Source organism: Sneathiella sp. (genome assembly GCF_047631475.1).
GTDB lineage: Bacteria > Pseudomonadota > Alphaproteobacteria > Sneathiellales > Sneathiellaceae > Sneathiella.
Window position 1 is genome coordinate 73,500 of record NZ_JBLHZT010000002.1, and the last position, 23,525, is coordinate 97,024.

Annotated in this window: 19 protein-coding genes; 11 read left to right on the forward strand and 8 right to left on the reverse strand. The window is 50.2% G+C overall.

The window, feature by feature from the left end; translation table 11 throughout:
• Positions 1-6: 6 nt before the first annotated feature.
• Positions 7-2,106, reverse strand: a complete 2,100-nt coding sequence (locus ACJAYR_RS01185) for a uroporphyrinogen-III synthase (protein WP_415234905.1) — start codon at positions 2,104-2,106, stop codon at positions 7-9.
• A 16-nt stretch (positions 2,107-2,122) separates the two neighbouring features.
• Positions 2,123-3,067, reverse strand: a complete 945-nt coding sequence (gene hemC, locus ACJAYR_RS01190) for a hydroxymethylbilane synthase (protein WP_415234906.1) — start codon at positions 3,065-3,067, stop codon at positions 2,123-2,125.
• Positions 3,068-3,133: 66 nt separating this feature from the next.
• Here hemC and tsaD point away from each other — a divergent pair, with 66 nt between their 5' ends.
• Both tsaD and rpiA read left to right on the forward strand, forming a co-directional pair.
• Entirely contained in the window at positions 3,134-4,189 is a 1,056-nt protein-coding gene (tsaD, locus tag ACJAYR_RS01195) for a tRNA (adenosine(37)-N6)-threonylcarbamoyltransferase complex transferase subunit TsaD (RefSeq protein WP_415234907.1), read from the forward strand.
• 29 nt (positions 4,190-4,218) lie between these two features.
• Positions 4,219-4,893: a ribose-5-phosphate isomerase RpiA gene (gene rpiA, locus ACJAYR_RS01200; RefSeq protein ID WP_415234908.1), complete on the forward strand. Its 675-nt coding sequence runs from the start codon at positions 4,219-4,221 to the stop codon at positions 4,891-4,893.
• Between the two features lie 196 nt (positions 4,894-5,089).
• On the opposite strand, the gene ACJAYR_RS01205 is transcribed toward rpiA, so the two are convergent.
• Positions 5,090-5,683 carry a TetR/AcrR family transcriptional regulator gene (locus tag ACJAYR_RS01205; RefSeq protein WP_415234909.1) on the reverse strand — a complete coding sequence of 198 codons (594 nt, stop codon included), beginning with the start codon at positions 5,681-5,683 and terminating at the stop codon, positions 5,090-5,092.
• A 178-nt stretch (positions 5,684-5,861) separates the two neighbouring features.
• Here ACJAYR_RS01205 and ACJAYR_RS01210 point away from each other — a divergent pair, with 178 nt between their 5' ends.
• The 4 genes from ACJAYR_RS01210 to ACJAYR_RS01225 all read left to right on the forward strand — a co-directional run bounded on the left by ACJAYR_RS01210 (position 5,862) and on the right by ACJAYR_RS01225 (position 8,679).
• Complete coding sequence (locus tag ACJAYR_RS01210; RefSeq protein WP_415234910.1) at positions 5,862-6,863, forward strand: NAD(P)H-dependent glycerol-3-phosphate dehydrogenase; 1,002 nt, start codon at positions 5,862-5,864, stop codon at positions 6,861-6,863.
• A gap of 6 nt (positions 6,864-6,869) precedes the next feature.
• On the forward strand, positions 6,870-7,175 hold the full coding sequence (locus tag ACJAYR_RS01215) for a YciI family protein (RefSeq protein ID WP_415234911.1): 306 nt from the start codon (positions 6,870-6,872) through the stop codon (positions 7,173-7,175).
• A 3-nt stretch (positions 7,176-7,178) separates the two neighbouring features.
• On the forward strand, positions 7,179-7,592 hold the full coding sequence (locus tag ACJAYR_RS01220) for an EVE domain-containing protein (RefSeq protein WP_415234912.1): 414 nt from the start codon (positions 7,179-7,181) through the stop codon (positions 7,590-7,592).
• 175 nt (positions 7,593-7,767) lie between these two features.
• Positions 7,768-8,679 (forward strand): DMT family transporter, encoded by a 912-nt coding sequence (locus tag ACJAYR_RS01225; RefSeq protein ID WP_415234913.1) that lies wholly within the window; start codon positions 7,768-7,770, stop codon positions 8,677-8,679.
• Between the two features lie 2 nt (positions 8,680-8,681).
• Here the strand turns inward: ACJAYR_RS01225 and ACJAYR_RS01230 are convergent, their stop codons facing one another.
• Positions 8,682-8,864: a succinate dehydrogenase assembly factor 4 gene (locus tag ACJAYR_RS01230; RefSeq protein WP_415234914.1), complete on the reverse strand. Its 183-nt coding sequence runs from the start codon at positions 8,862-8,864 to the stop codon at positions 8,682-8,684.
• A gap of 94 nt (positions 8,865-8,958) precedes the next feature.
• On the opposite strand from ACJAYR_RS01230, the gene rsmB reads away from it, so the two are divergent.
• Genes rsmB through ACJAYR_RS01245 form a run of 3 tightly spaced genes read left to right on the forward strand, consistent with a single transcriptional unit; the run spans position 8,959 to position 12,683 of the window.
• Complete coding sequence (gene rsmB / locus ACJAYR_RS01235; protein WP_415234915.1) at positions 8,959-10,254, forward strand: 16S rRNA (cytosine(967)-C(5))-methyltransferase RsmB; 1,296 nt, start codon at positions 8,959-8,961, stop codon at positions 10,252-10,254.
• 45 nt (positions 10,255-10,299) lie between these two features.
• Positions 10,300-10,965 carry a ribulose-phosphate 3-epimerase gene (gene rpe / locus ACJAYR_RS01240; RefSeq protein ID WP_415234916.1) on the forward strand — a complete coding sequence of 222 codons (666 nt, stop codon included), beginning with the start codon at positions 10,300-10,302 and terminating at the stop codon, positions 10,963-10,965.
• On the forward strand, positions 10,962-12,683 hold the full coding sequence (locus ACJAYR_RS01245; RefSeq protein WP_415234917.1) for a heparinase II/III family protein: 1,722 nt from the start codon (positions 10,962-10,964) through the stop codon (positions 12,681-12,683). The genes rpe and ACJAYR_RS01245 overlap by 4 nt, the downstream gene beginning before the upstream one ends.
• Here ACJAYR_RS01245 and ACJAYR_RS01250 read toward each other — a convergent pair.
• Positions 12,680-13,990 (reverse strand): nucleotide sugar dehydrogenase, encoded by a 1,311-nt coding sequence (locus tag ACJAYR_RS01250; protein WP_415234918.1) that lies wholly within the window; start codon positions 13,988-13,990, stop codon positions 12,680-12,682. The genes ACJAYR_RS01245 and ACJAYR_RS01250 overlap by 4 nt on opposite strands.
• A 269-nt stretch (positions 13,991-14,259) precedes the next feature.
• Here ACJAYR_RS01250 and purH point away from each other — a divergent pair, with 269 nt between their 5' ends.
• Entirely contained in the window at positions 14,260-15,858 is a 1,599-nt protein-coding gene (purH, locus tag ACJAYR_RS01255) for a bifunctional phosphoribosylaminoimidazolecarboxamide formyltransferase/IMP cyclohydrolase (RefSeq protein ID WP_415234919.1), read from the forward strand.
• Between the two features lie 17 nt (positions 15,859-15,875).
• Entirely contained in the window at positions 15,876-16,190 is a 315-nt protein-coding gene (locus ACJAYR_RS01260; protein ID WP_169543907.1) for a heavy metal-binding domain-containing protein, read from the forward strand.
• 55 nt (positions 16,191-16,245) lie between these two features.
• Here ACJAYR_RS01260 and ACJAYR_RS01265 read toward each other — a convergent pair whose 3' ends face one another.
• The 3 genes from ACJAYR_RS01265 to ACJAYR_RS01275 form a co-directional block, all read right to left on the reverse strand.
• Positions 16,246-17,586: an MFS transporter gene (locus tag ACJAYR_RS01265; protein WP_415234920.1), complete on the reverse strand. Its 1,341-nt coding sequence runs from the start codon at positions 17,584-17,586 to the stop codon at positions 16,246-16,248.
• 95 nt (positions 17,587-17,681) lie between these two features.
• Complete coding sequence (locus ACJAYR_RS01270) at positions 17,682-18,317, reverse strand: class I SAM-dependent methyltransferase (RefSeq protein ID WP_415234921.1); 636 nt, start codon at positions 18,315-18,317, stop codon at positions 17,682-17,684.
• Positions 18,318-18,379: 62 nt separating this feature from the next.
• Positions 18,380-23,203 carry an NAD-glutamate dehydrogenase gene (locus ACJAYR_RS01275; protein ID WP_415234922.1) on the reverse strand — a complete coding sequence of 1,608 codons (4,824 nt, stop codon included), beginning with the start codon at positions 23,201-23,203 and terminating at the stop codon, positions 18,380-18,382.
• Positions 23,204-23,525: the final 322 nt, after the last annotated feature.

Sequence of the window (23,525 nt, forward strand, 5' to 3'; positions counted from 1 at the left end):
ATCCCCTTACCCTTTAGTTTCTACGACTGTCGCCGTTGCTTTGCCCAGCAACATATCAACAGTTCGATCCACCAGATGTCTTTCCTCCGCCCGGCTCAACCACCCGGCGGCCACGTCTGATGGGGCGCCGGACAATTTGTTCAAGGCATCGATCGCCTGACCCAGATTATTGTCGTTCAACGCGTTCTCGGCTTTTGCAACAATGGCATCGACACTTTCCCCTTCCAGATCATCCACACGTCGGAATTTAACCAGAGTGGCGAGATTATGAAGGGTTTTTCCGTACCATGTATCACTGGCCGGCAAACGTTCTGCCTGTACAATTTCATTGGCCAAATTTCTGAACTCGTCCTTTAGAACGGACAATGGCGTTGCGCCTCTGGCCGCGACAGGCAGCAGCGCCGTCAAGTCGTCATGCATACTTTCATGGGCAACGTTCAAGGTCTGTCGGACTGCCCCGTCAAACGGTGCATCACCCCGGCTTTGTGTTTGAAGCTGCCCTAAACCCAACAACATCAGTGCTTCATCCGCATTACCGTTTTGCGCAGCCTGTGCATCCAGCTGGGCCTGCAGTGCGGACGAAAGAGCAGCCAATTGGGCTTTGGAGGCTTCGGTTTCTGCATCGGCGCTTTTCACGTCCCGTTCCAACGCGGCAAGATTGGATTTCACATCGTCAACCGCCTTTTGCAAGACCGTCATTCCAGCAAGGATTTCTGGTGCTGGCTGTGCAATTACCGTTTCAACTGGTGCCGATGGCCGCATATCCGCTGCCAGAATTTTGCCTTCAATGGCAAGAAGCTGCTCTTTTATAGCCTCAACGGATGTTTCAACGTCGGTCAGGCGCGTATTGGCCCCCTGAATCTGAGCCAGAATTTCCGGATCAATCGCCGATACCGTCTGTCCGGTTTCTCCGATTTTTGCAGACAGAGCGGCAAGATCCGCCTTAACGGCGTTAAGGGCATTCATAGCGACACTCTCTGTCTGAGCAGAGGCATCCGGTTGACTATTCAGGCGCTCCTCCAGTGCAGATAACCGGTTCTGCAAGGCTTCATTTGCAGCACTTTCACCGAAATACCCGGTCACGATGTCCTGTGCAATTTGGGGCAGATAAGGTTTCGCTTTTGGATACAGAATGGGCCACGCTGCAACACCAAGCAAGAACGCAAACAGGATAAGCAGCAGGATCATACCCAATGAAGATTTTTTCGCTTCTTTAGTAGGCATGTCTCCTGGGGTTTTCAGAGAATTGGGCAACGGTTTTTTTAGACCGCTATCGTCCACGGTTTCATCAGCATTGATTTCAACCTGTTCAGATTCTGATGCCATTCCGCTCTTTTCCTCATCCTGTTTATCTGTCATTTCAGATATGCCCCTCTCGCTCATCCCGTAGGACGTTCTTTTTTCTCGCTCGATTGCCTCGATAAGTGCCGTTTCGGTCGGTTGCACGGCAATCTGGCAACCCTTAAACGGTAACGTGGTCAATTGATCGGCAACATTTTTACTTAAGCACCACGCCGTTACAGTTTTTAGATGCGCTGTCAAACCCGCTTGTTCAATATTTTTAGCAAATATAATTGCTGTCTGTGGTGAAAATAAGAGTACACCATCAAGGCTGCCTTCTTCCAGCGCGGAAACAGCCTCAGGTGAAATTGTCTTAATTTCGTCTGCCTGATATAAGATTTCCCGCCGGTACCGGAAACCGACCTCAGTCAGCATTCCTTTCAAATCGCCTGCCAGACGCACGCCGCCAACATGCAATAACGGTCCCTTGGCCGGATCCACTTTCTCTTTGATCAACGACGCCAGTCCGTCGACATCCCCATTTGCCGAAAAAACAAGCGGGAAACCTGCCTTTTTAGCCTCGGTCGCCGTTCGCTCACCCACAGCATAAACGGGCAGGTCCCGATTTTTAGAAAAGAGAGTAAACCCCTTTACGCCATTGATACTGGTCACCAGTAACGCCTGAACGCCGTCCAGAGCCAATTTCTTGGGCTTCAGGAAATTGATGGTAAGCAAGGGTGAACGAACTGCCTCAAAACCAAGGGCCTTAAGTTTGTCTTCGAGTTGATCCCCGGCCTCTCTGGGCCGGGTTATAAGCAGTTTCATATCACGCCATTCCAGTTCAGGATATTTGAAAGGCGGGAAAATCATCCCCCGCTTTTTCACGCAGTTCACGGCCCAACCGGGTTCCAAGGGCAACGGCGTCTTCAAGGGACGCTTCTCCGCGGGCATCAAAACGCTGCACCCCATCCGGGCTGAACAACGTCGCTTCCAACGCGATCGTCTGATTTTCTTTTAAAACCGCGTGTCCCGCAATGGGTGTCCGACACGAACCATCCAGTTCGGCCAGCATAGCCCGTTCACACTGAACACGAATACAACTTTCTGGATGATTAATGGCCGCAAGCAGTCGTCCCATTTCTTCATCATCTGCGCGGTGTTCGATACCGATCGCGCCTTGAGCAACGGCCGGCAGCATTTCTGAGCTTTCCAGCGGATGGGTTATCACGTCCGCATTATCCAGCCGGTTCAGGCCAGCGCACGCCAAAAGGGTTGCATCTGCCTGACCTTCTTCCAGTTTGCGAAGCCTGGTTTGAACACTACCGCGGAACAGACAGACTTTTAAATCGGGCCGAACATTGAGAATCTGTGCTTGTCTTCGTAAACTCGACGTTCCGATTACCGAACCCGGAGGCATATCCGCAAGGGCGGTGCCATCTTTTGAAATAAAAGCATCCCGTGGGTCTTCTCGTGGCAGAATACAATCAATGACCAGGCCATTGGGTAAACTGGTCTCCATATCTTTCATTGAATGAACAGCCAGATCAATATCACCCCGGATCAGTGCTTCTTCGATTTCCTTTACAAACAGCCCTTTTCCGCCTGCTTCACTCAAAGCCCGATCCTGGATCTGATCGCCTGTCGTCTTGATAACCACAATCTGAAGATCATCTTCACCTAGAAGATCCGGATGGGCGGTCAGTAACCTTTCCCGTGTTTCATGGGCTTGTGCGAGAGCGAGGGGACTGCCCCGTGTGCCAATTTTGTACTTTTTCTGGGTCGTCATATTGCGAGATTACCTATTCAATGATACAGCCTTACCCAATTTGCACCGCTTTTGAACAGAAAACAAATGATTGTCCTCGGTCTGGAAAGTAGCTGCGATGAAACTGCCGCTGCCGTCGTTACGGCAGAAGGGGAGATTTTGTCAAATGTTGTATTGTCGCAGGTAGAAGAACATGCCCCTTTTGGCGGCGTTGTTCCTGAAATTGCGGCCCGCGCACACGTGACTCAAATGGATCGTCTGGTGGCACAGGCCATGAAACAGGCAGGTCTTGAATTTTCCGATCTGGATGGAGTCGCGGCCACCGCAGGCCCTGGTCTGATTGGCGGCGTTTTAGTTGGTTTAATGACAGCAAAATCAATTTCCGCTGTGACAGGTGCCCCGCTAATCGGGGTTAATCACCTTGAAGGACATGCCCTTACCGTTCGCATGACCGATAAAATTGCTTTTCCCTATGTATTACTGCTGGTATCCGGCGGGCATTCTCAAATTCTGGTTGTTGAAGGCGTTGGTAAATTCAGAAGGCTGGGGACAACAATTGATGATGCGGTTGGCGAAGCGTTTGATAAAACGGCTAAACTGATGGGGCTCGGTTTCCCGGGCGGTCCTGCCGTCGAGAAATATGCCGCCAAAGGGGATGAAAACCGATTCTCCCTGCCGCGCCCCATGAAGGGCAAGCCCGGATGTGATTTTTCATTTTCTGGCCTGAAAACAGCGGTTCGGCAATGTCTCGAATCACTGGGAGATCACGTCACGGAACAGGATAAATGTGATTTGGCGGCCAGTTTTCAAAAAGCTGCCATAGAATCTCTGCTAAGCCGAACCGGGCAAGCCCTTAAAATTGTACGATCCGATCACCCAGACTGTCAGAATGTTGTCATTGCGGGAGGAGTTGCCGCAAATATGGCTCTCCGCAAAAATCTTGATGCACTGGTTCAGGAACATGGCTTTAAACTGGTCGTACCGCCGCCCGCTCTTTGCACGGATAATGGGGCGATGATTGCCTGGGCGGGAATAGAACGCTTGCAACTTGGATTAACCGATACGCTTGATATGTCGGCAAAAGCCCGATGGCCGCTTGATCCGGATGCCGAACCAGCGCCTTTTGCCGGCTACAAGGCCTGAAGAAAACACAGACCATATAGGAATTGACGATGACCGAAGACGAACAAAAAGCCGCCGCTGCCGCTGCCGCTGTTGAGTATATCAAAGACGGCATGGTCGTGGGCCTGGGGACAGGGTCCACAGCCTCTAAAATGGTTGATCTGGTCGGTGAACGGGTAAAAGAAGGGCTTGATATCATTGCTGTTCCAACCTCGGAGGCAACCAAACAGCAAGCAGAGGCCCTTGGGATTAACGTGGTTGGGTTCGACGACGTTCAGGTCATCGATTTAACGATCGACGGAACTGATGAAGTTGATCCACAAATGCGCCTGATCAAAGGCGGGGGCGGTGCCCACTTGCGGGAAAAGATTGTTGCGTCCCTGAGTGACCAGATGATCGTCATTGCTGAAAGTAAAAAGATGGTCGAGCATTTAGGCGCATTTAAACTCCCCGTTGAGGTTATTCCTTTTTCTGCACATGCGTTGTTGCCAAAGCTTGAAGCATTAGGCTGCACCCCCACAATACGCGAAAAAGACGGACAACCCTTTTATACAGATGAAAATAATCTGGTCATTGATTGCGCTTTTGAAAAAATTGACGACCCGGAAGAACTCGCCCAGACGCTGAGCCTGATGCCCGGTGTCGTTGAGCATGGTCTTTTTATCGATAATGCCGATATTGTTCTAATCGGAACCGATGACGGTATAAAAAAATTCGAACGTTAATATCGCTTAATCCGTTGATATAAAACACTTATTTTAATTGGAAAGTATACTGGTGTGAAAAATCTTTGATTTGCTATTAATAATGATTTGCAATATCAAAAAGGATCGCTATTGTGGGTCTCGAGAATAAGCTTGCTTATCCTCTCTAGCTCAGACTTCGCCCTCTGCTGTCCCGGCAGGGGGCGTTTTTTTGCCGTCACTCCCGACCAATAATTATCCCCCGTAACAACGCGGTCATGATATCGTCCAGTTGACGTTTTAAACTGTCCAGTGAAGCCTCTCCGGCACTATCAAGATTACGAAACAGAAAGGTCGCATTATGCAGTATTTCTGCCGTGCGATCGGGATCTCGCCCGGCAATTTCCCCTTTTTGCATCCGACTCCTCAGGTATTGACCCATATTTTCTGCAAAAATTTGTGTGCATTCGCGGGCGATCAACGGTTTTCTCTTTTTAACCAGCGCCCTTAAATCCGACATGCCCGGATGCTCTTCTCGCGCCTGATAATTCAGGGAAAGCTCTTCCATAAAATACAGTGGCAGGATCTGTGCCGCCCGCTTGGAAGGATCCAGAAACAGCGAGAGTTCTCTGGCTTGCCTGCGGCTTTCCTCCACGACGATTGCGACGGCAATATCAAGCTTGGCCGGAAAGAAGTTATACAGATGCGCCGGTGATAATCCGACATCCTCTCCCAGCTCGACCATTGTTGTTTTCCCATAGCCATAGGTCAAAAAACGCGCCTGAGCCGCTTGGATTATCTGACCCTGTATATCGAACGGTTTTCTTTTCATCTTATTGTTTTAATATTTAAATTTCAAATTTTATGACTATTGAATATTTTGCTCATTATTCAATTTATATTATTTTGCTGAAATTTGACAGTGTATTGAGGGTCTCTTCGCAGAATATCTCCTTCTGCTTTGATACGGGTCATGGTAATCAGGGGCTCTGAAAACAAATGGGCATAAAATGGATCAGATTAATGTCATCGGTGCCGGAGCCTGGGGAACGGCACTCGCCATTTCCATGGCTGGCTCCAACAGACAGATCAAACTGGGATGTCGTCACCCCGAACAGGCGACGTCCATCAACACCAATCGGGAAAACAAACTCTATCTTTCTGACGTATCAATTCCCCAGAACGTCACGGCGGTGACTGATATCGCGGAACTCTGTCGCACCGATATATTACTGAATGTAACCCCTGCCCAATATGTTCGAGACAGCCTAAAAACCCTCGCGCCCCATCTAAAGCCGGAAACGGCCCTTGTGATCTGTGCCAAGGGCATTGAAAAATCGACGGGCCAAATGATGAGCGAGGTGGTGACTGAAATCGTCCCGGGCCAACCTTTCGCAATTTTATCGGGGCCAAACTTCGCACGGGAAGTCGCAAATAACCTTCCCGCGGCAACCACCCTTGCGACCTCATATAAGGATTGGGGCCCACGCCTGACAAAGGCCATCGGCCAACCAACCTTTCGGCCCTATTACACCGATGACGTTGTCGGGGCGCAAATGGGCGGTGCCATAAAGAATGTCCTGGCCATTGCCTGTGGCATCGTCGCTGGCGCCCAACTCGGTGAAAATGCAAGAGCCGCCCTCATTACCCGCGGGATGGCAGAAGTCTTAAGATTAGGCGAAAAACTGGGCGGGCGCGCCGAAACCTTGATGGGCCTCTCTGGACTGGGCGATCTGGTCTTAACCTGTTCTTCCAGTGCGTCACGGAACTTCTCGCTGGGTGAAGCATTGGGTCAGGGTCACTCTCTCGAAAGCATCCTTGGCACCCGAAAATCCGTTACCGAAGGCGTTCACACCGCCGCGGCGCTTTGCAAAATGGCCGATAAACATAAAATTGAGATGCCAATCTGTGCCGCAGTGAATAGTATCCTCAATGAAGGGGCCGCCGTTAAAGATATAACACAAGAACTGCTGGCCAGACCTTTTCGGGACGAAAAGCTGGCCGGATTTTAAAATTTGATGACGAAAGGATTTATAATGCTCTTTATTGCCCACTGTGTGGATAAAGAAGGCCATCTGAACGTTCGTATGGACACCCGCCCGGACCACCTCGCCTTTCTCAATGGCAAAGGGGATGCCTTAAAAGTAGCGGGCCCCACACTTGCCGAAGATGGCGAAACTCCCAATGGAAGCCTGATCATTTTTGAAGAGGCATCCCTGGAAGCCGCCAAAGCCTGGATTGCGCAAGACCCTTACGCAGCGGCCGGACTGTTTTCCCGGGTTGAAGTACAACCATGGAAGCATGCTTTGGGCGGAGGGATCTAAAGAATGGCTTACTGGCTGATCAAAACAGAGCCCGGCAGCTGGTCCTGGAGTGATCAGCTGGAAGCCGGTGATGCTGGCACCTATTGGGATGGGGTGCGCAATTATCAGGCGTCAAATAATATGAAAGCCATGAAACTGGGCGATCAGTGCTTTTTCTATCATTCTGTGAAGGAAAAAAGCATTGTCGGTATTGTCGAAGTCATTAAGGAATATTACCCGGATCATACCGATGCATCCGGCCGGTTTGGAATGGTCGATGTTAAGGCTGTACAGTCTTTTCCAGCGCCTGTCAGTCTGACGGAAATAAAAGCAAACGAAGCCCTTCAGGACCTTGCCTTAATCCGTCAAAGCAGACTGTCTGTTGTCCCCATTGATCCGGTGTCGTGGACACTGATCTGTTCAATGGGTGGCCTCTAAACTGGCGTCATATTGAGGGCCTTGAACGCATAAATAACAAAGCAGGACTGCCAATTTTCCGCGCCTTTGCTGATATATTGGCTGGCATGTCACTCGACCAGCGGATATGCTTCGCGTCAACCACACCCCAGCGCAAGGATTTCTTCGCGCAACCTTATGAATGAGTTTAGTGTCGATGGACGGTTCTCCCACCTCATACAGCGCGCCAAACAGTAACAAGCGAGCTTACTTTTTGCTGACGATTACAACCCTGTGCTGGGGCTGCAACGCCATTTTCAGTCGACTTGCTGTCGGGGAAGTCTCGCCGCTCACGCTGGTTGCCTTGCGCTGGGCCGCTGTCATGATTTTCTTGTTTGTTCTTGCCCGCCAGGACGTCAAGCGCGACTGGCCTGTCCTGAAAACCAGATTGCCGTTCCTGATGTTGATCGGTGCCATCGGATTTACCGGCTTCAACGCGCTTTTTTATCTGGCGGCCCATACCACAACAGCCGTCAATATTGGCATTTTACAAGGCGCCATACCGGTCTTTGTTCTGGTTTCCGCTTTTGTTCTGCACCGCACACCCGTCGGCTTGTTTCAAGCGATCGGCGTGACGACAACCATAATCGGTGTTGTCATAGTTGCGTCCGGAGGTGATCTGGACCGACTGCTTTCGCTGGCGTTCAATCACGGAGATCTGTTGATGCTGATCGCCTGTTTTCTCTATGCCAGTTATACCCTTGCGCTGCGGAACAAGCCCAATGTGTCGGCAATGGGGCTTTTTGCGGTCCTGGCCTTTTCAGCTTTTTTGACATCATTGCCACTGGTTGCCGGGGAAATAGCGCTGGGACAGTTTCGGGCCCCAACAATGGTTGGATGGATCCTGATTGCCAGCATTGCTGTTCTGCCATCGTTTCTGGCCCAGATCTGTTTTATCAATGGGGTTGCCATCATTGGGCCGGGCCGGGCCGGGGTTTTCGTCAATCTGGTGCCAATTTTCGCGTCTATTTTTGCCGTCGTTTTCCTGGGCGAGCCCTTCAAGCTCTATCACGCGTTCGCGCTCGCCCTTGTTCTGGGCGGCATCTGGCTATCAGAACGCGGTAAATAACGCTAAAAGTCGCTGACAATCCCTTTGCGTTCCCAATCACCGTATCGGGTTGGCTCCAATCCGGAAGGACCGCCGATCTCGCCGTCCGCCTGTTCAAGTTTATGGGCCGCCTTTTTCTTTTCTTCGGTCTTTTCTTCAACCGATTCGGCTGCCTGATCCTGAGCGTCTGTATTTTTCGGGTCCATTTCTATCCCTTTACATCTTGATTAAACCGTCTTTATCATAATCCGGGCCTGCCGCCTATAGACCTGCACGGATAATTCCCGTACATACCGGACTATGAGTGATGAAACCCCAAACCCACGCGCCCGTGCTGTCAGGATGCTGGTTCAGGTGCTTGGTAAAAACCGGCAACTGGAAGATGTCCTGCCAGAAGGTCTAAATAATCTTGCGCCAAAAGACAGAGCCCTTGCCCGCGCCCTTACTTCTACGACGTTGCGGCATTTAGGGATCATTGATTATCTTACAGGCAAGATGCTGGACCGGCCCCTTCCCCAAAAAGCGGACAATATTCGCCAGATTATTCGCATTGGGCTCGCCCAGATTTTATATCTGAATATCCCGCCCCATGCCGCCGTCCATGACACGGTCGAACTTGTTCCCGCAAACAGTAAATTTCGCGGACTGGTGAACGCCTTGTTGCGAAGGGCAGACCGTCAAGGGGCCAAGCTTCTGGCTAAAATGGACTTGCCACGCAGCAATATGCCGCCTTGGATCTGGAACAGTTGGAAAGAATTTTACGGGGAAGAAAAAGCGCGGGATATTATTCTTTCGCAGCTGATCGAAGCCCCCCTTGATATAACAGTAAAATCAGAACCAGACCAATGGGCCCAAAAGCTGGAGGCAACCCTCCTGCCAACAGGCTCACTCCGCCGTAAAGCGGGCGGCTCTGTCCCGGATCTGGCAGGTTTTGAGGAGGGACAATGGTGGGTACAGGACGCTGCGGCGGCCATTCCTGCGCAGCTCTTTCCTGCTCTCGCCGGGAAACGCATTCTTGACCTGTGCGCCGCACCAGGGGGTAAGACGGCGCAGCTTGCCTCAATGGGCGCCGATGTTGTCGCGCTTGACCGATCCAAGGCCCGTTTAAAACGGCTCACCGAGAATATGGACCGATTGAATCTGTCTGTAACCGTTGAGGTGGCTGACGGCACTTCTTACGCGCCAGATGATCCGTTCGATGGAATTTTGCTGGACGCTCCCTGCTCCAGTACCGGTACAATCCGGCGCCATCCGGATGTGGCCTGGCTGAAAAAGGAAGAAGACGTTAAAAAACTCGCGGATCTGCAACTCCGCCTTCTCGATGCCACAATCCCGCTGTTAAAGTCTGGTGGCACACTGATTTACAGTACTTGCTCGCTGCAACCAGAAGAGGGAGAATATCAAATTGCCTCTTTTCTGGAACGACACCCCGAGATGAAACGACAACCGGTGGAGGAAAGCGAAGTTGGTGGTCTGGCGGAACTATTAACGAAAGAAGGTGACATTCGGTGTCTTCCCTGTCATCTGGGCGGAACTGAACAGACCCTGCTAACCGGCATGGACGGATTTTACGCCTGCCGAATGAAAAAAGATTAAGGTCCCTTACTTGAGTGGGATTTACGAACAAGGTATATGTAGATTATGCAAAAACCCGTAAGAATTGCCCCATCCATTCTGGCTGCTGATTTCGCTACGCTCGGCGCGGAAGTTGCTGCAATTGATGCCGCTGGCGCCGATTATATCCATATCGATATTATGGACGGTCATTTTGTTCCGAATATCAGTTTTGGGCCTGCCATAACAAAGGCTGTGCGTGGCTATTCCGATAAGCCTTTCGATTGTCATCTGATGATTTCACCGGTCGACCCTTATATCCCGGAATTTGTTGAAGCCGGCGCCGATATTATTACGCTTCATCAGGAAGCAGGGGCCCATCTGCATCGCAGCATCCAGCTTGTCAAAGCAGCGGGTATAAAGGTTGGAGTTTCTTTAAACCCTGCAACACCCGCCGCCACACTGGAACATGTTCTTGAAGAAATTGATCTTGTGCTGGTGATGAGTGTTAATCCCGGATTCGGCGGTCAAAAATTTATCCCCTCCCAGTTAGATAAAATTCGCACATTGCGCGCGATGATTGATGAAAGTGGTCGCGATATCGATCTGGAAGTTGATGGTGGTATCAATGCTGAAACGGCCCCGTTAGTGATCGAAGCCGGTGCAGATCTATTGGTCGCAGGAAGTGCCGCGTTCAAAGGCTCTCCAGAACAATATGCTGCAAATATTCAAGCCATCCGCGGAAAATCATGAATAATATGGCGGCAGGTTTTAACGCAAAGACCCTCCCCCTGCCGTCACGGCGCTCCCTCTCGGATCGCTTATTTTCATCCTCCCTGTATCAAGCCAGTTTACGAAGCCGCACGCCTCGGAAGTTGCGCTCGACCCATGTTGACGTCCTGCCCGGGCGCGGCGAAAAAGCCGACAGTCTTTTTCAGGGGCATTTCGAATTTGCCGGATTTGGCACGCATGTCAGCAATGCAGAACCTTGGTTTGCCCCCAATATGCCCCTGCATTGGCATCAGGAGCTGCACCGCTTTTCATGGATCCGGGATTTTGCCGCCAACGATACGGATGCTGCAAAACGACATGCCCGCACGTTACTGATTTCATGGGTAAAGAATTTTGGCCAGTATACGCCTTACGTCTGGGATAAAGACGTGTTGCCCAGGCGTCTGATTAACTGGATCCGCCAGGCGACCTTCCTGATGACATCCAATGATGGAGATTTTAACTACCAGTTCCTGAAAACCCTGCGTGAACAGTTCAAACATTTGACGCGTTTGCGTCGGGTAGCGCGCGACAAGACGGATATGGTGGAAATAGACCTCGCCCTTTATTTATGCGCTTGTGCCTTTCCAGATACCAAAGATCAACAGAAATCATCCCTTCGCCATCTGTTGGAAGATATTGACCTGGTGATCCTTGCTGATGGCTGTCATCTCTCTCGTAATCCCAGAAAACATCTTGATCTGCTGGCTGATCTGGTGGCCCTTAAACATGATTTCATGAACCTGCAGCAAGAGGTTCCACAAGGCTTGATGGGCGGAATTGACCGATTGGCACCGGTTGTCCGATTTTTCCAGCATGGTGATGGATCCCTTGCCTTGTTTAATGGCGCAACCTTACCCGAAAAAGGGGATTGTGATCATTTATTGGCCATTTCCGATGCTGCCGGACGCCCCCCCCACAGATGTCCGCTGGGCGGCTTTGAACGGCTTAAAGCTGGCCGCTCTCTATTAATATTGGAAACGGGCGAAGGCGGACGACCTAAAAATATTCCTTACCATGCGGGCATCGGTAGTTTTGAGTTCAGTTTCGGACAGGAAAAACTCATCGTCAATTGCGGCTCTCACCCGGATTCAAAGTCAGCATGGGGAAAGGCCCTAATGTCGACAGCCGCCCATTCCACCCTGAGTATTCGAGATCTGAACGCCCAATTCCCCGCGCCAGATGACGCGGAACAGCTGGCCGAGCTGAACATATCAACCCATGAAGAAGGGGGCAGTCTTTGGCTTGATTTTGACAATCCCGGTTTCCTTCAGGCCGCAAAAATACGTCATTCCCGGAAACTCTTTTTAGAATCCAGTGGGATCAGCCTTCGCGGTGAAGATACTGTTTCCTTTGAAGGACCGGCTGATAAAATTACCGAGTTTGAGATACGTTTTCATTTACATCCCGATTTAAGCGTTTCCAAAAACATGAACGGAAACAAACTGTTGATCAGAACCCAAAATGGGTCGGGCTGGCAGTTTCTATCCAGTCTTTCCGAAATGTCCTTGGAAGAAAGCGTTTACTGCGGTCAGGCAGGAGAGCTGCGTAAAAGCCAGCAAATCGTGCTCAACGGGAAAATTCATGGCCAGGAAACGCTGGCGCTTAAATGGGCGTTTGCCCTTCTGGGCGAAAGCGAGGCCGAAACCGACACAGCCCCCGCCAGCGAAGCAGAATTGACAAAGGCGGCGACCGATTAAAGCTGCCAGCGGACCGTTTGCTCTGAAAACTCGCGGTCCCGCCACATTCCCTTGATATCCGCGACCAGTCCACCGGGATTGATCAGTCCTTCGATTGCCACAGGTGACAGGTCCTGATAGACGGAATGGGCAACGGCACCGACAACAGCATCATAGCCTTGCAGGCTATTCAGGTTTTCAATCAGATCGATATTGAAAAACTGCTGTGCGTCGGCCTTGTCGGCAAGCGGATCATGAACATCAACCCTGTGGCCACTTTCTTGCAGCCCTGTCACGATGTCCGTGATTTTGGTATTTCGCAAATCCGGCACATTTTCCTTAAACGTAAGTCCCAGAATTAATATCTTACTATTTTTTGCCAGCAGTTTATCCACACTTCCGGCAATAAAACGCCCCATGGATTCGTTTATCCGTCTACCCGTTAAAATCAGATCCGGGTCCGCGCCGACCTCCGCCGCCCGATGGGCAAAGTAAAAAGGATCAATGCCAATACAGTGCCCGCCAACCAGACCCGGTGTAAAATTCAGAAAATTCCATTTTGTACCGGCAGTTTCCAACACGTCATAGGCCGAAATACCAAGCTTTTGAAAGATCATGGTCGCTTCATTGACGAAGGCAATATTGATATCCCGCTGGGCATTTTCAATCACCTTAGCCGCCTCTGCCGTTTTAATGTTCCGGGCCCGAAACGTACCGCCCGTGGTTGCCGCCCCATATATCTGTTCCAGAATGTCTGAAACGGTATCATTCTGGCCTGCAATAACCTTGATAATCTTATCTACTGTATGAACTTTGTCACCAGGGTTGATGCGTTCTGGTGAATAACCCAGGAAAAAATCCTGCCCACAGGTTAGACCCGATTGTTCGGCCAGAATTGGCCCGCATACTTCTTCTGTAACGCCCGGATAGACAGTGCTTTCGACAACGACGATCGCCCCTTTTTTGAGGATGGGCCCCACTGCACGGCACGCCTGTCTTAAAGGTTCCAGATCCGGTTTGTCATCACTATCCACAGGGGTCGGCACTGTTATGATATGAATATCCGCGTCCTGTGTCTCGTTAATGTCGGTCGTGAAAGACATGCTGCTGGCCCGAAGCACAGGGGTTTCAATTTCAAACGTCCGGTCATAGCCGCCGCGCAATTCTTCAATGCGATCTTCACTGATGTCAAAACCCAAGACCTTGAACTGTTTGGCCAACGCGACCGCAAGCGGCAGGCCGACATATCCCAACCCTACAACAGAAATAACAGTATGACTGCCGACAATCGATCCGTCAGAAAGGGCGGTAGGGCGAATTACAGACATGAGCTATTCCTGAAAACTGAAGTTGGAATTAGGTAGACGCAATCGGGTCGGTTTGTCAATCATTGGACCGGTTCTCTGTTGATCTGGACTCAATCAAAAAAATATACACCCTGTCATTCCTCTCTTTTTGGCGCCGAACGTTGTTTAAGGAGACCGTTTACGCTTTTTTTTCATTGTAAGGTTCCGAAAAGCCTCATCTCATGCTATAGCGCCCGCATCGGACCTGTGTCCGAGCTTCCGTCCTCTCTGGTAAACAGGAAAACATGTCGATGTCTGCTTCCGACTATCAGCGCGTCAGCCGCGCTCTTATATCCGTTTCTGATAAAACAGGCCTTGTTGAATTTGGTCAGGCCCTTGCTGAACTCAATATCGAAATCCTCTCAACCGGCGGCAGCGCGAAAATGCTGGCGGATGCCGGGATCCCGGTAAAAGAAGTGGCAGAACACACAAAATTTCCGGAAATGATGGACGGGCGGGTGAAAACGCTGCATCCAATGATCCATGGCGGTATTCTGGCTCTGCGGGATAACGATGACCATGTAAAAGCGATGAACACCCACGACATCGGCCCCATTGATCTGGTGGTTGTTAATCTTTATCCGTTTGAAGAAACTGTCGCCAAAGGCTCCGATTTTCATACCTGTATCGAAAATATCGATATTGGTGGCCCCGCCATGATCCGGTCGGCCGCCAAAAATTATGGCTTTGTGAACGTCATTGTTGAAGCCAGCGACTATGATCATGTTGTTGCCGAGCTAAAAGCCAATGACGGAAAAACAAGCATTGAGACGCGCAAAAAACTTGCGGCGAAAGCCTATGCCCGCACCGGTGCCTATGATGCAGCGATCTCCAACTGGTACGCCGAACAACTGGGTGAAGAATTCCCGGACCGTCTGGTGTTAGCGGGCACCCGACAACAAAGCCTGCGCTATGGTGAAAACCCGCATCAGTCCGCCGCCTTTTATGCGAATTCAGAAAACCGGATCGGTATTGCAACGGCAATGCAGGTTCAGGGAAAAGAACTGTCCTACAATAACTATAATGATACCGATGCCGCCTTTGAACTGGTCGCTGAATTTGATCCGGCGGTTTCTGGGCCAGCCTGTGCCATCATCAAGCATGCCAATCCTTGTGGTGTGGCGACCGGCTCTACATTGTCTGACGCCTACAAAACAGCATTTGCCTGTGACACAACATCCGCGTTCGGCGGTATTATCGCTGTCAATCAGCTGTTGGATGAGGAAACCGCACAGGAAATCGTCAAGATCTTTACCGAAGTCATTATCGCCCCGGAAGCAACGGACGAAGCCAAAGCCATCATCGCAGCCAAGAAAAACCTGCGCCTTCTGCTTACAGGTGGTCTTCCGGATCCACAAATCGGTGGTCGTCTGGTCAAATCATTGGCTGGTGGATATCTCATTCAGGGCCGGGACAACGCCCTCACAGCAACCCCTGAGCTCAAAGTTGTCACAAAACGGGCCCCTACCGAGCAGGAACTTGCTGATCTGAAATTCGCCTTTACTGTTGCTAAGCATGTCAAATCGAACGCGATTGTCTATGTCCGCGATGGCGCAACCGTTGGCATTGGTGCGGGCCAGATGAGCCGTGTGGACAGTTCCAAAATTGCGGCGTCAAAGTCTTTGGAAGCTGCACAAAATGTTGGTGAGACCGAAGCCTGGGCCAAAGGGTCGGTTGTTGCTTCAGACGCGTTTTTCCCGTTTGCAGATGGCCTGCTCGCTGCTGCAGAAGCAGGAGCAACAGCGGTCATTCAACCGGGCGGGTCTATGCGCGATGATGAGGTGATCGCTGCCGCAGACGAAGCCGGCCTTGCCATGGTGTTCACGGGTATGCGACATTTCCGTCACTAATTTTTTGGGAGATCAGAATGATTACGACAACCACCGGATCCGTTGACGGAAAATCAATTGCGGCCTATCACGGGATCGTTGCAGGCGAAGCTGTAATGGGGGCGAATTTCATCCGTGATTTCTTCGCCCGGGTTACAGACGTCATTGGTGGGCGCTCCGGCGCATACCAGAAAGAACTGAAAAAAGCCCGCGCATTGGCGATGGAAGCCTTAGTGGAAGAGGCTGAAGAGCTGGGCGCAAATGCTGTTGTCGGCATCAGTCTGGATACAGAAGTGATGGGGGACAGTATGCTAATGGTTGTTGCAACCGGAACCGCCGTTACACTCGCCTAAGCACTTTGGGAAACATCTGCCAGGCCTCAGAAACCCTGAGGCCTGGCCTCTTGATCTATCGGTCTGGTTCGCGAACAAAGCTCATCAGGGCTGCACCGACCATTAACAAAACAAAGATCACAATCATTGCAGGCCGCTGCTGGCCGGAAAGATCGGTTACAACACCGATCATTAGAGGGGCGACAAAGGCGGTTGCCTTTCCTGACAATGCGAACAATCCAAAAAATTCGCCAATTTTCTCGGGCGGTGACAACCGGGCAACTAGGGTACGGCTGGCGGCTTGTGCCGGGCCAAAAAAGAACCCCATAATGAACCCAAATCCCATGAAGACCATTTCGGCAGGGCTTTCAAAAAGACCACTGTCTTCCGTTGGCATCGCCGCAGGCAAGCCGAACAGAACCTCTCCGTCACTGATGGAAAGAACACCGACCGATGCAAATGCGAGGCCCAGAACAGAAATTACAATGGTTGGCTTGGAACCCAGTTTGTCATCCAGCCAGCCCCCGGCAAAAGAGCCTGCAATGGCGAAAACATTAATCAGGATCCCGAACACACCCAGTGAGGTGGTGCCCCAACCAAATAGCCCTGCTGCGTAAATTCCAGAAAAACTGATTAACGCCAAGATGCCATCATTGTAGAACATTCTTGCGATCAAGAAAAAGATGATGTTCCGGTAATCACGGAGCGACTTCAGAGTATCCAAAAGATTTGAAAAACCCACGGCAATGGCCTCTGTTTTTCTTATCCCCCGGGATTTTACGTCCGGTGTAAACAGCATCATCGGCAAAATGAAAACAACAAACCATATGGCAGAGAGCGGACCTGTCATCCGGTCATGTTCATGGGCAACTTTATCCAGTCCAAATGCAGGGGTTTCCGGCAGGGAAAAGCCCAGCAGAACAATAAAAAGGGCAATCAAACCACCCAGATAGCCAAGGCCCCAACCAAACCCACTGAGCGTCCCCATTTTCTTGCGGCTGGTCAGCGTTGGCAACATCGCATTGTTAAAAACAAGACTAAATTCGATCCCGATCGATCCCATGACGATCGCCACCAATATCCAGATCAATCCACTCTGCATATTCGGGGTTGCCCACCACAATGAAAAACTGCCAATGGCGCACAGGGCGACAAACACTGTAATCCAGGGTTTTCGGGGGCCGCCCGCGTCCGCAATAGAGCCAAAGACAGGACTTAAAAGAGCAATCGTAATACCGGCCACTGCTTGTGTATAGGCCCAGTAGGCCTGACCCTGCACTGGATCACCGACAACGAAAGAGGTGAAATAGGGAGCAAAAATAAACGTTGTAACAACGGTAAAATAGGGCTGGTTAGCCCAGTCGAACAAAGCCCAGGAAAATTTCCCCAGCCGCGACGCCTCTGTAACTCCTGACATATATCCCCTCCCCCGGTTTTTCGTAGTCTAGCGTAAAAAACCCGAAGAAGAACTACTTTATCCACCCACGATCCAGTGCAAGTGACCTCTCAACCTCAGGCCTTCTGAAAAACCATCCAGGTCCAGGTGACACCAGCCGCGCGATTGCCTGATTGAATAGACCCGGCATTGGTTTCAAACAGTTTTTTAAACCCAAAATATGTAGCGGAGGCAACCAGTTCGGATGGGGACACCTTAAATGCGGGCCTGCTCGCTGATCCGGGACCATGCCGTAGGGAAAAGATTATAAAACCGTTTTTTTCCAACAACCGTGCAAGCGTGCCGATCGCAGCTTGCCGAGATTGTTTTTCCAGATGATGCCAGACACCAATTAAAAGAATAAAGTCAAAACATTCGTCACGTGCCAGAACACCAGAAAGCTTAGGCAAGCTATCGGCAAGCCAGTTGATAGACGGAGAGGAATGACGGGCCCGTCCTGCCGCCCTGAATTCACTGACCGGTTCAACCGCCAGCACTCGGTGCCCTTGACCGGTGAACCACGCGGCATCGCGCCCCGTTCCAGCGCCGATATCCAGCATATTTACCCGATCAGTAGGTAAATAGGATCGGACCGGTGCATAGAGTGTTTCGCAAGAAATTGCTTCGAAAGCCTCAGTAAGAGAAGAGGCCTCCCGTGCATATCCTGCAAGGACACGATGATGAGCAACGCTGTCTTTTTCGGGTTCGATCATCTCTCCAAAAAAAGCACGATACAGGGTCTGTACCGCGCCTTAATCCTTGTAAAAGAACCGCTTTAACTGATCATGGATCGGAATAAGCGATTGGCGAAGGCAAGCTTTGCAATATCAACGCCGCCACTCCCTTTAAATTCTTCAATCAGGTCCTGAGAACGATGGATGGGATTGTGGTTATTTTTCTGCCAATGGGCCATTGCTTCTCGGCCTTTATGACCATTTGCCTGCTCAAATACGGCATTGGCCAAAGCCCGCTGCTGACCGTAGAGATCGTCGATAATTGCCGTTACGGCCAACCGCTCCCAATGGCTTTCAGTTTCAATGGTTTCTGCCGCAAAACGCAACCAGTCCAGATTAAGCTCGGCCCCCACGGCGAAATAAACCTCACCGACTTCTTCAATGGGCCTTGCCGCCATTTTACCAACCTGAACCACATCCAAAGCAGAGCGAAGTGGCGCCAGACCGGCAACCCGCTCCGCCAGATTTTTAGGGACATTCATTTCCGTCAGATATTGTACCCGGTCGTCATAGGCTTTTTTGCCAGCTACACTTAACAGACCCTCAAGATTGCCTTTCAAGTCCACCATATCCGGGGCTAACTCCTCAACATTCGACGTAATATCGATCGGATTACGCAAATGTCTCAGGCTCCAAAGTGTTGCGCGCCTTAGAAGTTGCTGAGTGGCGTCAATCATGCGACCCTGAATATCACTATCAACTTTATTATCCAACGCTTCGATATCGTCCCACAAAGCCGGCAAATCGAAAACCTCGATAATCAAGGCATAGGCCCGTGCCACATCGTCGACACCAACGCCCAGTTCCTCAACCATTTGCATAACGAATGTAATGCCAGCGCGATTGATAAGACTATTGACGATGATTGTCGTCACGATCTCGCGTTTCAGGCGATGGGACCCGATGAAAGTCTTATATTTTTTCTGCATTTTTGGTGGGAAGTAATCCACCAGCCAGCTTTCAAAAAATGGATCATCGGGCAGGCTGGTTTTCAAAATATCCGTATAAAGCGTCATTTTGGCATAGGCCAGCAACACACACATTTCCGGTCGCGCCAGCCCTTGACCGGCAGACTGACGGTTCTCTAACGCTTCATCATCCGGTAGATTTTCAACAGCCCGGTTCAGACGTCCCTGCTTTTCAAGCTCCCTCATAAATCGGGTCTGTTCTGCAAAATTGGCGATGCTTTGACGTTCCGCGGTTGTCAGCGCCTGGGTCTGCAAATAGTTATCCCGCAGGACGTGCGCCGCCACATCATCGGTCATCTCAACCAGCAGACGATCGCGCTGTTTTTCGGTCATTTCGCCATCATCCATAATGGCGCGAAGCAGGATTTTAATATTCACTTCGTGATCAGAGCAATCCACACCCGCTGAATTATCGATGGCATCGGTGTTTAATTTTCCGCCATTTAGAGAATATTCAATCCGGCCATTTTGCGTAACGCCCAGATTGCCACCTTCTCCGATAACCTTGGCGCGGACCTGATTTCCATCAATCCGGATCGCATCATTCGCGCGATCTCCAGCGGCCGAATGGCTTTCGTCCGATGACTTGATATAGGTCCCAATGCCACCAAACCACAACAAATCAACCTGCGCCTTCAAAATTGCAGAGATCAATTCATTCGGTGTCAGGGTTTTGTCTTTCAAACCTAGAAGGTCTTTGATTTCCGGCGTCAAAGAGACGGATTTTGCCTTGCGATCAAAAATCCCGCCGCCTTTTGAAATCAACTTGCTATCATAGTCTTCCCAGGAGGAACGCGGCAGCTTGAAAATCCGCTCCCGCTCCTTGAAACTTTTTTCAGCGTTTGGCGCAGGATCAATGAATATATTACGGTGATCAAAGGCGGCCACCAACTTGATATGGCGGGACAATAACATGCCATTTCCAAACACATCTCCGGACATGTCTCCAATACCGGCGACCGTAAACTCTTCTTCCTGAATATTTTTGCCCAATTCACGGAAATGACGTTTAACGGATTCCCAGGCTCCCCGGGCCGTAATCGCCATTTTCTTATGGTCATAACCTGCGGCCCCGCCAGACGCGAACGCATCGCCAAGCCAGAAACCATAGGAAATTGCCACCTCATTCGCAATATCAGAAAAAGTAGCCGTCCCTTTGTCCGCCGCGACAACCAGATATGGATCATCACTATCATGGCGGACAACTCTTTTCGGCGGAACAACATCGCCGCCTTCCAGATTATCAGTCAGGTCCAGAAGGCCGGAAATAAACATCCGATAGCAAGCAATGCCCTCGGCCTGAATGTCTTCCCGGCTTCCGCCTACAGGCAGGCGCTTGGGATAGAAGCCCCCTTTTGACCCGACCGGCACAATAACCGTGTTCTTCACCATCTGGGCTTTCATCAGACCCAGAACCTCTGTCCTGAAATCTTCGCGCCGATCTGACCAGCGCAACCCACCACGGGCGACGGTGCCGCCGCGCAGATGAACGCCTTCAACGCGTGGGCTGTAAACATAGATTTCAACATGGGGGCGCGGAAGAGGAAGATCCTCCACTTTCTGGCTATCCAATTTGAAGGAGAAATAGGATTTATCCGCCTCTCCAACTCCCTCCTGGAAAACATTTGTCCGAAGCGTGCATTGGATCAGATTGATAAACCGCCGAATGATCCGGTCATCGTCCAGGCTGGAGACACCGTCCAGAGCTGTGAAAATCTCTTTGCTGATTTTCTTGGCTTCCACGTCGCGATCCTGATCAAAATCCGGATCAAACCGTACATTGAACAATTCAATCAGTTTTCTGGAAATCTCCGGATTTTCAGCCAGTGTATTTGCCATATAACTCTGGGAGAACATCACGCCCGCTTGCCGCAGATATTTCGCATAGGACCTGAGAACCGCTACGTTCGACCAGCTGAGGCCCGCCTTCATAACCAACCGGTTATAGCCATCACTTTCTGATGTACCCTGCCAAACGCGCAGGAAGGTCTCTTCAAACTTTTTCTTCAGCCGCTGAAGATCAAGCGCCGTTCCGCCCCGCTCTACTAATTCAAAGTCGTGGATCCATACGGGGCTTTCCATATCTTCGCCACTGACCAGATAAGGATTTTCTGCCAATACCTTAAGACCCATATTTTCTATCATCGGTAAACAGTCGGAAAGAGGAAGAGGATCGCCGGGGCTGTATATTTTAAACCTGACCTTTTCGTCCGGATCCTCGACCCAGCGATACAGATTAAGCCCAACTTCTTCCGTGCCGCAGATGTCTTCCAGTTTTTCAATATCATGTAACGCCAGATTGGCATTAAACCGGGCTTTATAACCAACAGGAAAAGCGCCCCCATACCGGGCTTTCAAGCGCAGTGCTTTTTCTTCTCCCCAACGTTCCAACAGGGCGTCCTGAAGATCATCGGACCATTCGCGGGCTGCCTGCACCAGACGTTTTTGCAGATCTTTTTCGTCCACTTCAGGCTTGCTTGAACCCTGCATTTCGATCAGGAAATGAATACGCGCAAGCGCATCGTCTCCCACCTGCGAATAATGAGCTGTTATTTCGCCATGATGCATTTCGGCAAGAATACGCCCGAATTTACGTCGCAGATCCGTGTTAAACTTCTCTTTTGGGACATAGACAAGGGCCGACACAAACCGCTGAAAGCGGTCCCGTCTCAAAAATGCACCAATCCGGGGCCGCTCCTGCAATGACAGAATTTTCGACGAAATCTCAAAAAGATCATCATTGGAAATCTGAAACAGCTCATCCCGGGGATAGGTTTCCAGAATATGGGCCAGTGCTTTTTCGTCATGACTGCTTTTCGCAAGGCCCGCCCGTTCCAATGTACGGCTTACTTTGCGCCGCAGATACGGAATATCCCGGGGCACTCTGTTATATGCCGCCGATGTGAATAATCCTGTGAAGCGATATTCGCCAACCACATCCCCTTTGGAGTCAAATTTCTTGACGCCAACATAATCCAGATGAACCGCGCGGTGGACCGTCGACCGCGCATTTGCTTTTGTAACGATAATTAATTCAGGACGATGCAGAAATTCGCGAACCTCTGGCGACATCTCTGCTTTGCCGGTCATGATACGGCGATCCGGACTTCTTAGAATGCCCAGTCCGGAGCCATCAACAACCTGCCAGTTTTCTGTTTTTGACTTGCCTTTGATTTTGAAGTCGTATTCTCGAAATCCCAGAAAAGTGAAATGATTATTTGCCATCCACTCCAGAAGAGCCCTGCCTTCATCGACTTCTGCTTCTTCAAGTTTTGGAGGGGATTTCTTGAGTTTTTCGACGATATTGTCGACTTGTTTGAGGATTGGTTTCCAATCTTCTACCGCCGCCCGGACATCTTCGAGAACCAACGTCAATTCATCTTCAATTTCCCTCAGGATTGCCGCATCACTTTGTTCATCCACTTCCAGATGCATAAAGGACTCGGCCACGCCTTTTTTAGGATCGGCATGGAAACAGACCTGTTGTCCCTCTTCATCTCTCTCTACATATAATACCGGGTGGATCACCAGATGAACGTTGATCCCCCGCTGGTTCAAACAAGCTGTAACACTGTCCACAAGAAACGGCATATCATCATTAATAATCTCGATAACCGTGTGGGAGGTTTTCCAACCATGCTCTTCCAATGTCGGGCTGAAGGCCCTGATCTTAGAAGTCTTTGCCTTGCGCTGGGCCGCGAATTTATAAACCGACAATGCCGATCCATAAAGATTTTCAGGCAGAATTCCCAAAACATCTTCCGGGGATAATCGCTCATAAAGCTTTTCAACAAAAAGTTTGATATCGCCTGCTTGCTTGGCCTCCAGGCGTTTATCAATCATAGCCAGGATATCAGAGATCTTTTCTGTTTTCTCTTCCTGTGCTGTCATTGCCATGGTCTCGGTCCCCATCTGTGAAGTGATAAAGCAATTACAATGTAATTTATTTAAATATTATGTAATACGAGTGTTAACGTATTCTTGTCAGAGTTCATTTTGTCTTAGTCTTGTGTAGAAATGATCCTTAATCATCCAATATTCAGGTCACTTTTTGGTGAAATGAGACGAATTAAACTCTTTGAAACGGATGTCGATAAAGATGTATCGACGACAAACTGCATTTAAAACTAGCCTTATAGCCTGTTTATTCCCGCTACAACTTTATCGCAAGGCAAAATTTCAACATAAAAACAATAAGTTACAAAACAAACGTTTGGTG

Coding starts and splice junctions, on each gene's coding strand:
- ACJAYR_RS01205 (WP_415234909.1), bottom strand. CDS start 5,683: ATGAAAAGAAAACCGTTCGATATACAGGGTCAGATAATCCAAGCGGCT.
- rsmB (WP_415234915.1), top strand. CDS start 8,959: ATGAGTGATGAAACCCCAAACCCACGCGCCCGTGCTGTCAGGATGCTG.
- ACJAYR_RS01265 (WP_415234920.1), bottom strand. CDS start 17,586: ATGTCAGGAGTTACAGAGGCGTCGCGGCTGGGGAAATTTTCCTGGGCT.
- rpiA (WP_415234908.1), top strand. CDS start 4,219: ATGACCGAAGACGAACAAAAAGCCGCCGCTGCCGCTGCCGCTGTTGAG.
- ACJAYR_RS01245 (WP_415234917.1), top strand. CDS start 10,962: ATGAATAATATGGCGGCAGGTTTTAACGCAAAGACCCTCCCCCTGCCG.
- ACJAYR_RS01250 (WP_415234918.1), bottom strand. CDS start 13,990: ATGTCTGTAATTCGCCCTACCGCCCTTTCTGACGGATCGATTGTCGGC.
- ACJAYR_RS01185 (WP_415234905.1), bottom strand. CDS start 2,106: ATGAAACTGCTTATAACCCGGCCCAGAGAGGCCGGGGATCAACTCGAA.
- ACJAYR_RS01230 (WP_415234914.1), bottom strand. CDS start 8,864: ATGGACCCGAAAAATACAGACGCTCAGGATCAGGCAGCCGAATCGGTT.
- ACJAYR_RS01260 (WP_169543907.1), top strand. CDS start 15,876: ATGATTACGACAACCACCGGATCCGTTGACGGAAAATCAATTGCGGCC.
- ACJAYR_RS01220 (WP_415234912.1), top strand. CDS start 7,179: ATGGCTTACTGGCTGATCAAAACAGAGCCCGGCAGCTGGTCCTGGAGT.
- ACJAYR_RS01275 (WP_415234922.1), bottom strand. CDS start 23,203: ATGGCAATGACAGCACAGGAAGAGAAAACAGAAAAGATCTCTGATATC.
- rpe (WP_415234916.1), top strand. CDS start 10,300: ATGCAAAAACCCGTAAGAATTGCCCCATCCATTCTGGCTGCTGATTTC.
- ACJAYR_RS01215 (WP_415234911.1), top strand. CDS start 6,870: ATGACGAAAGGATTTATAATGCTCTTTATTGCCCACTGTGTGGATAAA.
- ACJAYR_RS01270 (WP_415234921.1), bottom strand. CDS start 18,317: ATGATCGAACCCGAAAAAGACAGCGTTGCTCATCATCGTGTCCTTGCA.
- ACJAYR_RS01225 (WP_415234913.1), top strand. CDS start 7,768: ATGGACGGTTCTCCCACCTCATACAGCGCGCCAAACAGTAACAAGCGA.
- purH (WP_415234919.1), top strand. CDS start 14,260: ATGTCTGCTTCCGACTATCAGCGCGTCAGCCGCGCTCTTATATCCGTT.
- ACJAYR_RS01210 (WP_415234910.1), top strand. CDS start 5,862: ATGGATCAGATTAATGTCATCGGTGCCGGAGCCTGGGGAACGGCACTC.
- tsaD (WP_415234907.1), top strand. CDS start 3,134: ATGATTGTCCTCGGTCTGGAAAGTAGCTGCGATGAAACTGCCGCTGCC.
- hemC (WP_415234906.1), bottom strand. CDS start 3,067: ATGACGACCCAGAAAAAGTACAAAATTGGCACACGGGGCAGTCCCCTC.